Genomic DNA, 14,158 nt, shown 5'->3' on the forward strand with positions numbered 1-14,158 from the left:
AACCCTGAAAGGGCTTTGTTACGTCGGTTGTGGCCCGAACAGCCGGGCCGGGGGATCCGGATACCAGCAGGGAGCATTCATGGACAACATCGTCGTCGCCGATAAGCAATCCGAAGTCGCCACTCAGAGCGCCTGGGGCAATATCAACCTGAAGGGTCCAGGCGTCGTGCAGATGCCGGTGGCCCCCGACCAGATCGCCACGGTCACCCAGCGTGGCCAAGACTTGATCGTCACCCTGAAATCCGGTGAAAAAGTCACCATTGGCAACTTCTTCGCCGTGGACCAGGCCGGGGTCGGCAGCGACATTGTCTTCGTTGGCGAAGACGGCACCCTGTGGCATGCCCAGTACGATGCGGCGGCGTTCACCGGCTTCACCTTCGAGGATGTGGCTTCGCTGGACGAGCTGGTCGCAGGTATCGGCACTGCCGGTAGTGCCATGCCGACCTGGGCGATTGCCGGGCTCAGCCTGCTCGGTGTCGGTGGTGCGGCAGCGGCAGCCGACGGGGGCGGTGGCGGTGGCGGCAGCAGTGGTGGTTCCGATCCTGACACCACCGCCCCGGCCACACCGATCGACCTGCTGGTCTCGCCGGATGGCCTGCGCCTGACCGGCCGTGGCGAAGCGGGCACCACGGTGAACATCCGTGACGCTGCGGGCAACCTCATCGGCACTGGCACCGTCGGCGCCGACGGCAGCTTCGACATCACCCTGAACCCGCCGCAGGTGAACAGCGAGAACCTTGAAGTCACCCTGACCGACGGCGCCGGCAATGTCTCGGCCCCCGGCACTGTCACCGCCCCCGACGTAACTGCCCCGGCAGCGCCGACCGACCTGGCCGTCAGTGCTGACGGTAGCGTGCTCACCGGCCGTGCCGAACCGGGTAGCACCGTGCGCATCGTCGGCGCCGATGGTACCGAACTGGGCACTGCGGTAGTCGGCCAGGACGGCCGGTTCAGCATCGACCTGGCGCCACCGCAAGTGGCCGGCGAAGTCTTGCAAGCCACTGCCAGCGATGCCGCTGGCAACACCTCCGCCGCCAGTTCCGTCACTGCCCCGGACATCGATGGCGGCGACACCACGCCACCGGATGCCCCGACCGACCTGGTGGTCGGCCTGGCCGGCAGCCAGCTCAGCGGGCGTGGCGAGGCTGGCACTACCGTGCAAGTGCGTGACGCTGCAGGCAACCTCATCGCAAGCGGTACCGTTGGCGCCGATGGCACCTTCGCCGTCACCCTGGCCCCTGCCGTGAAAGACGGCAGCACCTTGCAAGTCACCCTTACCGATGCCGCTGGCAATGTGTCGGCGCCAGGCTCGGTTGCCTCGACCGACCTGCTGCCGCCCGCCCAGCCCACCGAGCTGGCCCTGGCCGATGGCGTCACCTTCAGCGGCCGCGGCGAACCCGGCGCCACCGTGCAAGTGCGCGATGCGGCGGGCAATCTGGTCGGCACCGGTATCGTCGGTGCCGATGGCCTGTTCAGCCTCACCCTGTCCCCCGCCCAGGCCAATGGCGAAGCGCTGGACGTACGGCTGGTGGACGCGGCCGGCAATACTTCTGCGCCGCTGCAGTTCGATGCACCGGACATCACCCCGCCCACTGCCGTCAGTAATATCGTGGTGGGTGGTGATGGGCTGGCCCTGAGTGGGCGCGGCGAAGCCGGTGCCACCGTCGAGGTGCGCGATGCCAATGGCACGCTGATCGGCAGTGGCGTGGTAACGGCCAACGGCACCTTCCTCATCGAGCTCTCCCCGGCAGTGCAACCTGGCGAGCAACTGAGCCTGGTGCAGACCGACCCGAGCGGCAATGCCTCCGAGGCACTGCAGTTCGAAGTGCCGGTCACCACCGCGCCAGCCAGCCCGAGTGACCTGGTGTTCGCCGAGGATGGCAGCAGCATCAGCGGCACCGCGCCTGCCGGCAGCCGCGTCGAAGTGCATGATGCCAACGGCACGCTGATCGGCAGTGTGGTGGCCGGCGCCGATGGCAGCTTCACGGTCATCCTCAATCCAGCTCAGGCCAATGGCGAACTGCTGGATGTGGTAGCTATCGATGGCAGCGGCGCTTCGTCGCTGCCGGCGCAAATCACCGCGCCTGACATCACCCCACCGGTTGCCCCGAGCGAGCTTGTGATCAATGCCGACGGCAGCGTGGTCACCGGCCGTGCCGAACCGGGCAGCACCGTGCGCGTGCTGGCCGCCGACGGCACCACTGTGCTGGGTAGCGTGGTGGTTGGCGCTACCGGCAGCTTCAGCATCACCCTCGACCCGCCACAGGTGAATGGCGAGGTGCTGCAAGTCACCGCCACCGACACCGCCGGCAATGCTTCCACCGCCGGCAGCGTCACCGCGCCAGACATCGACGGTGGCGATACCACGCCACCGGATGCCGCCACCAACCTGGTCATCGGCCTGGCCGGCGCCCAGCTCAGCGGCCGCGGCGAAGCCGGGGCCAGCGTGCAGGTGCGCGATGCCCAAGGTAATGTGCTGGCCAATGGTACGGTCAACCCAGATGGCAGTTTCCAGATCACCCTCGTCCCGGCCGTCAAGGATGGCAGCACGCTGCAAGTGGTGCTGACCGATGCTGCCGGCAATGCTTCCACGCCGGCTTCGGTGGTTACCCCAGACCTGCAGGCGCCAACCCAGCCAACCGGCTTGGGCCTGGCAGACGGCGTTACCCTCACCGGTAGCGGCGAGCCAGGCGCGACCGTGCAGGTGCGTGATGCTGCGGGCAATTTGATCGGCAGCGGTCTGGTCAACGAAAATGGCAGCTTCAGCGTCACCCTGTCACCGGCCCAGGCCAACGGCGAAGTGCTCGATATCCGCCTGGTCGATGCCGCCGGCAACATTTCCAGCCCACTGCAGTTCGATGCACCGGACATCACCCCGCCCGCGGTCGTCAGCAACATTGTGGTCGGCGCCGATGGACTGGTTCTGGCCGGCCGTGGCGAGGCCGGTGCCACGGTCGAGGTGCGCGATGCCAATGGCACGCTGATCGGCACCGGCACAGTGACTGCGAACGGTACCTTCCTGCTCGACCTCGACCCGGCGGCACTGCCAGGCGAGCGGTTGAGCGTGGTGCAGACCGACCCGAGCGGCAATGCCTCCGAGGCCCTGACCTACGACGTGCCACTGGTGGCCACGCCCACCAGCCCGAGCGGCCTGGTGGTGGCCGAAGACGGCACCAGCATCAGCGGCTCGGCTCCCGCTGGCAGCCGCGTGGAAGTCCACGATGCCAATGGCACGTTGGTCGGCAGTATCGTGGTCGGCGCCGAAGGCACCTTCACCGTGGTGCTCAACCCAGCCCAGGCCAATGGCGAGTTGCTGGACGTGGTGGCCATCGATAGCAACGGCGCCTCGTCGCTGCCGGTACAAGTCACCGCACCGGACATCACCCCGCCGGTGGCGCCAAGCGACCTGGTAATCGCCGGCGATGGCACCGTCGTCAGTGGCCGCGCCGAGGCAGGCAGCACCGTACGTGTGCTGGCCGCCGATGGCACCACCGTGCTGGGTAGCGTGGTGGTGGGCGCCAGCGGTGCCTTCGAAATCACCCTCAGCCCGCCACAGGTAGCGGGCGAACAGCTGCAAGTCACCGCCACCGACGTTGCCGGTAACGCCTCGCAGGCCGGCACCGTCACCGCCCCCATCATCGACAACGGCGGCGACACCACGCCGCCGGAGCCGGCCACCAACCTGGTGATCAGCAACGACGGGCGTACGGTATCCGGCCGCGGCGAAGCAGGCGCGACCGTGGAAGTGCGTGATGACCAAGGCCAGGTGTTGGTCAGCGGCACCGTGCAAGCGGATGGCAGCTTCAATGTCACCCTGCCGACTCCGGTGATCGACGGCTCGTCCCTGCAAGTAACCCTGACCGATGCCGCTGGCAACGTGTCCACTCCAAGCCCGCTGACTACGCCCGACAATGTAGCGCCGCTGCAACCGACCGGCCTGGCGCTGGCCGATGGCCTGACCCTGACCGGTACGGCCGAAGCAGGTGCGCGGGTGGATGTGCGCGATGCCTCAGGCAACCTGATAGGCAGCGCCATCGCCGCACCGGACGGCAGCTTCAGCCTTACCTTGAACCCGGCACAAGCCAACGGCGAAACCGTGTCGGTCAGGGTGACCGATGCGGCGGGCAACAGCTCGGTACCGCTAAGCTACGCAACCCCGGATATCACCCCGCCAGCCATCGTCAGCAATGTCATCACTGGTGCTGGCAGCCAGGTCATTTCCGGCCGCGGCGAAGCCGGTGCCACGGTCGAAGTGCGCGATGCCGACGGCACCGTCATCGGTACCGGCACCGTCGCGGCAAATGGCACATTCCTGGTCAACCTCGACAGCCCGGTCACGGCGGGCGAAACCGTTGTGCTGGTGCAGACCGATGCCGCCGGCAACCCTTCGCCAGGCCTGACCGTCATCGTACCGGCCACCGCACTGCCTGACAGCCCGAGCGGCCTGGTCGTGTCTGCCGACGGCAGCGCTATCAGCGGTACGGCGCCAGCAGGCAGCCTGGTTGAAGTGCTTGACGACCAGGGCACGGTAATCGGCAGCATCCAGGTCGGCAACGATGGTACCTTCACCATCCCGCTCACGCCTGCCCAGGCCAACGGCGAGCTGTTGGATGTGGTGGCGATCGACGCCGATGGCAACAGCTCGCTGCCCACCCAGGTCAGTGCACCAGACATTACCCCGCCTAACGAAGCCACCGAGTTGCAACTGAGCAACGACGGCAGCGTTCTGACTGGCCGTGGCGAGCCGGGCACCACCGTACAGGTGGTGGATGCCCAGGGCAACGTGCTGGGCAATGCCCAAATCGGCGCCGACGGCGTGATCAGCGTGATACTCAACCCGGCGCAAACTGACGGCCAGGAACTGGATGTGGTCTTGCGCGACGCAGCCGGCAACAGCTCGACCGCGACCATCACCGCGCCTGACCTGGACGGCCCGCTGCAACCTTCGGGGCTGGCCATCGACACGGCGGGCATCCACCTCACCGGCCAGGGCCAGAGCGGCTCCACCGTTACCGTGCGCGATGCCGAAGGCAACGTCCTGGGCACCGCTACAGTGGGTGGCGACGGCCGCTTCGACGTTACCCTCAACGCGCCACAGCGCAATGGCGAAAGCCTGACCGTGGAAGCCACCGACAACTTGGGCAACAGTGCCGGGCCGGTGGACTTCACTGCACCAGACTTCACCCCACCGCAAGTGGTCACCAGCCCGACCATCGACGACACCGGCACCACCGTCACCGGCATCGGCGAGCCAGGCGCCACCGTCACCGTGCGTGGGCCGGACGGCAGCGTGCTGGGCAGCGTGGTGGTGGGCGCCGGCGGCGCATTCGAAATCACCCTCGATACACCACAGACCAACGGCCAGGCATTGACCGTGGAGCAACGTGACCCGACCGGCAACCTGTCGGCGGCTGTAGACCTTGCTGCGCCCGACACCGAGGCGCCGGGCATTCCAGGCGGCCTCACCCTTTCGGGCGACGGCACCACCCTGACCGGTACCGGCGAGCCTGGTGCCCAAGTAACCGTCACCGGCGCGGCTGGCGCCGTGGTAGGGACCGCCACCGTGCAGCCCGATGGCAGCTTCAGCGTGGCTATCGACCCGCCGCAGGTGAATGGCCAGACCCTGTCCGTTACCCAGGCAGACAATGCCGGCAACCCGTCGCCGGCCGACACCGTGACCGCGCCAGACCTTGAGGCACCACTGCCGGCCCAGGGCCTTGGCCTGAATGCGGAAGGCACGCTGCTCAGCGGCCAGGGCGAGGCTGGCAGCACCGTGGAAGTACGCAACGCCGCCGGCGATTTGCTGGGCACCATCGAAGTCAACGACGATGGCACCTTCGACGTGCCGATCGCGCCAGCCCAGACCAACGGTGAAACCTTGTCGGTGGTACTGATCGATGGCGGCGGTAACGCCTCGCCTTCGGCCAGCTTCACTGCTGACGACAGCACCGCACCCGCGGCACCGGCCGGCCTCACCATCACCCAGGGCGGCAACGCCATCCAGGGCACTGGTGAAGCCGGCAGCACCGTTGAAGTGCGCAACGCCGCTGGCGACCTGCTCGGCAGCGTGGTGGTGCCGGTGGGTGGCAACTTCACGGTACCGCTGGCGCCGGCACAGCTGGATGGCCAGGCGCTGGAAGTGACCCTGACCGACGCGGCGGGCAACCTCTCCGACGCCACCCCGATCACCGCACCCGACATCACCCCACCGGCACTGCCCACCGATGTGGCGGTCAGCGCAGACGGCACCGCCGTTACCGGCACTGCACCAGGTGCCAGCGCGGTCACCGTCACAGACGGCGCGGGCAACGTGGTCACCGCCCCGGTCAACCCGGACGGCAGTTTCAGCGTACCGCTGGACACTCCGCAGACCAACGGCGAGACCGTGACCGTAGTCGTCACCGATGCAGCCGGTAACGACTCCGCCCCGGTCACAACCACAGCCCCCGACACCACCGACCCGCAACCGGCCACGGATGTGACCGTGAGCCCGGACGGCGGCACTGTGGGCGGTACCGCCGAACCTGGCAGTACCGTGGTCGTGCGTGATGCCGACGGCAACCCTATCGGCAGCGGCACCACAGGCCCAGATGGCACGTTCGTAGTGCCGGTCGATCCACCCCTTGCCGCTGGCGACACCGGCACCGTGGAGGTCACCGATCCGGCGGGCAACACCTCCACTGAAGTCCCCGTTGCAGGCCCGACCGGCAACGAAGTGGCGACACCTGCCGGCCTGGCGATCAGTGCCGACGGCTTCCTGCTGACCGGTACCGGCACCATCGGCTCGCTGATCACCGTGACCTCCGGCGGTACCACCCTGGGCACCGCCACCGTCGGCAGCGACGGCACCTTCCGCGTGTTCTTCCAGAACGCCCAGCTCAATGCTCAGACCCTGCACGTCAGCGCCCGCGCCACGGCCGACGGCCAGCCATCGGTGCCGGCCACCGTCGTGGCCAGCGACACCACGGCGCCAGATGCACCGACCGCCAACCTCAGCACCAACGGCAGCACGCTGACCGGCCAGGGCGAGGTAGGGGCTACCGTACGGGTCACCGATGCCCAGGGCACCCTGCTGGGTACCGGCACCGTCGGCAGCAACGGCCTGTACAGCATCACCCTGGCGCCCAATACGGCCAACGGCCAGTACCTGATCGTCACCCAGGCCGACGCCGCCGGTAACCAGTCGCTGGCAACCAGCGTGCAGACACCCGACCTGCTGGCACCGCTGGCCGCCAGCAACCTCAGCCTCAACAGTGCGGCCACTGTGCTCAGCGGCCAGGGCGAAGCCGGTGCCACCGTCACGGTTCGCGATGCCAGTGGCGCTATTCTGGCGACCGGCACTGTCAACCAAAGCGGCCAGTTCCAGATCACCCTGCCTAGCGCACAGACCACTGGCAGCCCCCTGCAAGTTACCCTCAGCGATGCAGCGGGCAACGTCTCCGGCCCCGCCAGCCTGGCCACGCCAGACCGTACACCGCCTGCGGCAATCACCAACCCAGTGCTGAGCCAGGACGGCCGGCAGCTGTCCGGTAGCGGCGAAGTCGGTGCAACGGTCCAGGTGCGCAATGCTGCGGGGGCTGTGCTTGGCACCGCCACAGTGGGTGCCGATGGCCGCTTCACGGTGACCTTCGATACACCGCAAGCCACCGGCCAGGCCATCGGCGTCACCCAAGTGGATGCCGCCGGCAACACCTCGCCAGCGATCAATGTGACCACTCCGGACCTGGCCCCGCCTGCACCATTGACCAATGTGGTGCTGAACAACAACGGCCTGACCCTGACCGGCCTCGGCGAAGCCGGCGCCAGCGTCACCGTGCGCGGCCCGGACGGCACCATCATCGGTACCGGGCTGGTTGCGGCCAATGGCAGCTTTACCCTTACGCTCACCAGTGCCCAGCTCAACGCCCAGCAACTGAGCGTGACCCAGACCGACGCGGGCAACAACACTTCAACCGCCGTGGCGGTGACTGCACCGGACTTCACCCCGCCAGCCGCACCGTCCGCACTGGCGCTGGCCGGCACCGGGCTGCAACTGAGCGGTAACGCCGAAGCCGGCAGCACCGTGACCGTGCGCGATGCCAGCGGCAACGTGCTGGGCACCACGGTGGCCAGCAGCAACGGTACCTTCCAGGTCACCCTGGGCAGTGCCCAGACCAATGGCCAGACCCTGCAAGTAACCGCGACCGATGCAGCAGGCAACGTATCGCCCGCGACGCCTTACACCGCCACCGATACCACGCCGCCTGCGGCGGTAAGCAACCTGGCAGTCTCCGCCGACGGCGCTACCTTGATGGGCAATGGCGAAGCCGGTGCGACAGTCACCGTCCGGGCCCCGGACGGCACCGCGCTGGGCACAGCCACGGTCGCGGCCGACGGGCGCTTCAGCGTCACCCTGTCGCCGGCCGCGATCACCGGCGAAAGCCTGAGCGTGGTCCAGGCCGACGCATCACAAAACGTCTCGCCTGCGCAGAACGTCACCGCACCTGGCGCGCTCGCGCCCGCCACCCCGGACAACCTGGTGCTGGCGGCGGACGGCCTATCGGTGACCGGCACCGCGACGGCGGGCAGCACGGTCAATGTATACGGCCCGAATGGCGTGCTGCTGGGCAGCAGCCCAGTGGCCAACGACGGCACCTTCACCGTCAACCTGGGCAGCGCACAGGCCAACGGCGAGGTCCTGGAAGTGAGCGCCACCGGCAGTGACGGCGCGGTTTCGCTGCCGGCGATGCTGCAGGCACCGGACACCACCGCACCGCAACCGCTGACCAACCTGGTGCTGTCCAACGATGGCCTGGTCCTCAGTGGTCGAGGTGAACCGGGGGCCACCGTTACCGTGATCGGTGAAGGCGGTATCGACCTGGGCACCGCCGTGGTCGACGCCAATGGCAACTTCAGCGCCAACCTGGGCAGCGCGCAGATCAACGGCGAACAGCTCAGCGCCGCGCAGGCCGACGCCGCCGGCAACGAGTCCAACAGTGTCAGCCTCACCGCGCCAGACCGTGTGGCGCCGGATGCTGCGCAAAACCTGGCGTTCGCCGGGGGTGGCAGCCTGCTCAATGGTAGCGGCGAGGCCGGGGCCAGTGTGCGGGTCCTGGCCGCCGATGGCAGCGTGCTCGGTACCGCGGTGGTACGTGCCGACGGCACCTTCCAGGTCGACCTCAACTCGCCGCAAGCCAACGGCCAGCAGGTGCAGGTGCTGCTGACCGATGCGGCTGGCAACCAGTCCGCTGCCAGCGCCATCACCGCGCCGGATTCCACGCCGCCTGCCGCACCAAGCGAGCTGGCGATATCGGGTGAAGGTGTGACCCTGACCGGCCGTGGTGAAGTCGGCGCGCTGGTGACTGTGACCGATTCGAGCGGCGCGCAGATCGGCAGTGCCACTGTCGATGCCAGCGGCCACTTCACCATTACCCTCAACCCGGCACTGGGCAACGCCGAACTGCTCAGCTTCACCCAGACCGACGCCGCCGGGAACGTGTCGGCAGTGGCCACCCTGCTGTCCCCGGACTTCACCCCGCCTGCTCCGCTGACCGAGGTCGTGATCAATGCCGATGGCAGCGTAGTCAGCGGCCTGGGCGAAGCCGGTGCAACCGTGATCGTGAGCGACGCCGCTGGCACCGTGCTGGGGACTGGCACAGTACTCGCCGACGGCAGTTTCCGCGTCGAGCTTACCCCCGCGCAAATCAACAACCAGGTGCTGTCGGTGCTGCAGGCTGACCCACCGGGCAACGTCAGCGAACCGGTCGACGTTCAGGCGCCGGATCTCACGCCCCCGGCTGCGGCGACCGAGTTGCGGCTCAATGCAGCAGGCGATGTGCTGGCGGGTACCGGCGAAGCGGGTACCACGGTGCGCGTGTACGTTGGCACGAGCGAGATCGGTAGCGCCACGGTTGCTCCGGACGGCACCTTCACGGTCAATCTGGACGCCGCCCAGCTCAATGGCCAGCTGTTGCAGGTAACCCTGACCGACGGCAGCAGCAACGTATCGCCGATCAGTACGGTCACGGCGGTGGACATCACGCCACCGGCAACCGTCATTGCCAGCATCAACGACAGCGGTACCCAGCTGATCGGTACTGCCGAGGCCGGCACTCGGGTCACCGTGATCAACAACAGTGGCGACCTGCTGGGCCAAGTTACGGTAGACCCGGACGGCACCTTCGTGGTCGACCTGAGCAGCCCGCAGATCAACGGCCAGCAACTCACCCTGATCGCCCAGGACGCCACCGGCAACCCATCGTCGCCACTGCTGGTAACTGCACCGGACCTGACACCACCGGTACAGCCCAGCAACCTGCTGCTGAATGCGGCCGGCACGTCGATGACCGGTACCGCCGAAGCCGGCAGCACCATCACTGTTCGCGGCCCGGACAACAGCATCGTGGGCCAGGTGGAAGTGGGCGCCAACGGCCAGTTCACCGTGCCGATCAGCCCGGCGCAGAACAACGGCCAGCTGCTCAGCGTGGTGTCCACCGACGATGCCGGCAACGCCTCGGTACCTGCGCCGTACCAAACCAACGACACCTCGGCACCCGAGCCGGTCACCAACCTGGCGATCAACGACACCTTCAACGTGCTGACCGGCAAGGGCGAGGCCAATGCGACGGTCACCGTCAGCCTCAACCAGACTGTGATCGGCACCGGCGTGGTCGATGCCGCAGGCAACTTCCAGATCACCCTGTCGCCGGCGGCGGGCTCGCTCGCCACCTTGGCAGTCACGCAGTCCGACGGTTTCAACACATCAGCGGTGACGACCTATGTGACGCCGCTGGTCGCACCGCCGGTACCACCGACCAACGTGATCCTGGACAGCGACGGCCTGACCTTGTCGGGTAATGCGCCCAGCGGTGTCGGTATCCGCGTGTACGACGCCGCAGGCAATCTGATCGGCACCGGTGGCGCAACGCTCAACGGCACCTTCTCGCTCACGCTTGACTCGGCACAGCTCAACGGCCAGCACCTCACGGTGACAGCCGTGGCGCTGGTGGGCGGCGAGTCGCAGCCCACCTTCGTGCAGGCAGCTGACATCACGCCACCGGCCAACCCGGTGGTGACCGCCCTGTCCACCAACGGCCTGGTGCTGAGCGGCACGGGTGAGGCCGGGGCCACGGTGACCGTGCGCGACGCCGGTGGCAACGTGCTCGGCAGCGGCCTGGTGAATGCCGGTGGCGTGTACTCCATCAACCTGAACGCCGCGCAGCTCAATGGCCAGGTACTGGCTGTGAGCCAGGCCGACGCTGCGGGCAACAACTCGGGCAGCACCAGTTACACTGCCACTGACCTACAGCCACCTGCCGCACCGGCCAACCTGGTCATCAACGGCACGGGCACGGTACTCACCGGGACCGGTGAAGCGGGCGCCACGGTCACCGTACAAGGCCCGAGCGGTCAGGTCGGTAGCGCAGTCGTGCAGGCCAACGGCACCTTCAGCATCACCCTGACTACCCCGCAAAACGACGGGCAACTGCTGGTGGTACGCCAGTCGGATGCTGCCGGCAACCTGTCCGCCAGCACCAGCCTGACCGCACCCGACACCACGGCGCCAGCTGCACCGCTGGCTACCATCAACGCCAACGGCACCTCGGTCAGCGGTTCTGGGCAGGTGGGCAGCACGGTCACCGTGCGCAACAGCGCCGGTACCGTGCTGGGGACTGCGACAGTGGGCAGCAACGGCCTGTTCGTGGTCAGCCTGGCCGCCGCACAGATCGACAACCAGGCGCTCAGCGTCACCCTCACCGACAGCGCCGGCAACGTGTCTACCGGCACCGCACTGACCGCACCGGACCTGACCCCGCCTGCGGCAGCCGGCAACCTGGTGTTCAGCGCCGACGGCGGTACCCTGACCGGTACCGGCGAAGTGGGGGCCACGGTGACCGTGCGCAGTGCCAACGGTACCGTGCTGCAAACCGCAACCGTGCAGCAGAACGGCACCTTCACCGTGACCCTGAGCCCGCCGCAGGACAACGGCCAGATCCTTTCGGTGACCCTCGCCGACCCGCGCGGCAACGTGTCGGGCAACGTCAACGTCACCGCGCCGGATGTGGATGCCAACGCGCCGGTCGTCGCCAGCGACAACCTGGCGACGGCCACGGTCAACCTGGTGCCGGTCAGCGCCACCAAGACCTACACGGACAGCTTCACGACCCTGCTGTCGGGCTTCAGCAAGACCTACACCTGGACAGTGGCAGCAGGCACCACGGTTGACCCGACCCTGACGCTGACCACCAACAGTGTGCTGGCGCTGCTCAACAACTCGACATTCACGCTGCAGGTGAAAGACGCGACTGGCGCCTGGGTCACCATCGCCACCGGCAATACCCAGGGGCTGCTCGACCTGATCGTGCTGCCACTTGGGCTGCAGGTCGATATCGGCACCCTGCAAGCCGGTGACTACCGCCTGACAGTGGGCAGTGGCGGCATTGGCCTGATCACCCAGGTAACCACCGCGCTGGACATCACGTCCACCAGCCTGACCCAGTTCACCGGCACCGGCACTGCCACCTCTGGCAACGTCATCACCGATGTGGGCACTGATGGCACCGTGGATGCACGCGGCCCGGACAGCGGCGCGGTGCTGCAAGTACTGAAAAACGGCAGCTACGTTGCCGCTGGCACTGCCACCACGGTGCAGGGCCTGTACGGCACACTGGTGATCCAGGGCGACGGCAGCTACACCTATACGCCGAACGGCAGCCCAGGCAGTGTCGGCAAGGTAGACGTGTTCAGCTACCAACTGGTGCACCCGAACGGCCTGTCTGATGCGGCCAACCTGTATGTGCGCATCGACAGCCCACAAGCCACGGAGATCTGGAGCGATACCAACTACGGGGCACCGGCCACGGTGGTCGACGCCGTAAACGATGTCGGCTTCAGTCAACTGACCCTGGCCAACCGCGTGGACACCAGCAGTACCACGCTGGGCTCGCTGACCTTGCCCTTGATCGGTACACGGCAAGCCACCTACACCACCACGGTGGCCGCCGACACCACGGCCAACCTGCAAGTGGTGGTCAACTCCACCAACCTGCTGAGCCTGCTCAACGGCACTACCATCGAACTGCTCAAGCTCAACCCGGCCACCGGCCAATATGTACTGGTGCAGTCGGTGAACGGTGGTTCGTTGGTCAGCCTGCTGGGTGGCGGCGCGGGTTATACCTTCCAGAACCAAGGGGCTGGCACCTACCACGTGCGCGTCACTGCCGGCGGCATAGGCCTGGCCAGCTCGATCACCACCAGCGTCAACGCCACCACCACGCACCTGACCGAATTCGTGGTCAGTGGCGCAACGGCGGCCACCGGCAACCTGCTGACCGATGACAACATAGGTTCGGCACTGACCGTGCTGAGCGTCCTGACCGCTGCCAACACCTACACCATCCCGGGCTACAACGGCGTGACAGTGGCAGGCACCTACGGTTCGCTGCTGGTGCATGCCGACGGCAGCTACACCTATACGCTCAACGCCGGGCTCACCTCGGCGGCGGTGGGCCAGCATGACACCTTCACCTACGAGCTGACCCACCCCAACGGCACCACCGACACGGCAACGCTGACCATCAACCTGGACAACGCCGCCGGCCTCGTCACCACCACCTCGCTGCTGGCCGACACCAGTGACGCGTCGGTGGCGCTGGCCAGCGTGGCCGCTGCCAGCGATGTCATCGCCGGTACCGACGGCAACGACCACCTCGATGGCAGTCAGGGTGGCCACATCACCCTGGAAGGTGGTGCAGGCGACGACACGCTGGTGGTGGTCGACCAGAACTTCGCCAGTGTCGACGGGGGTACCGGCACCGACACACTGCTGTGGGGCGGCGGCGATGCCAGCATCGACCTGGGCAACCTGGCCGGCCGTGTGCATGACATCGAAATCATCGACCTCAACGACACCAGTTCGGTGGCGCTGACCCTCAACCTGGCGGACGTGGTGGCAATCACCGAAACCGGTACCGACACACTGATCATCAAGGGGGACGACAAGGACTCGGTGCACATGACGGACAGCTGGACCCTGGTCGGGAACCAAACCGCCGACGGGATCGACTATAACCAATACACGGCCCAGGAGGATCCAAGCCACCACCTGTGGGTACAGAACGGTATCCACGTTGTCTGAGGCCGCCGCAAACCCGCCGGGCCCACGCCCGGCGGCATGGAC

The 14,158-nt window shown here is 67.3% G+C and carries 1 protein-coding gene; it reads left to right on the forward strand.

Annotation, left to right across the window (positions count from 1 at the left end):
* The first annotated feature begins 79 nt into the window (after positions 1-79).
* Positions 80-14,116, forward strand: coding sequence for a BapA/Bap/LapF family large adhesin (locus OO258_RS01260; protein WP_266028543.1), 14,037 nt, complete (start codon positions 80-82; stop codon positions 14,114-14,116).
* Positions 14,117-14,158: the final 42 nt, after the last annotated feature.

Source organism: Pseudomonas sp. DCB_BI, from assembly GCF_026240995.1.
Taxonomy (GTDB): domain Bacteria; phylum Pseudomonadota; class Gammaproteobacteria; order Pseudomonadales; family Pseudomonadaceae; genus Aquipseudomonas.

Bases quoted from the DNA above. Each gene is read 5' to 3' on its own strand.
- OO258_RS01260 (WP_266028543.1), top strand. From the start codon at position 80: ATGGACAACATCGTCGTCGCCGATAAGCAATCCGAAGTCGCCACTCAG.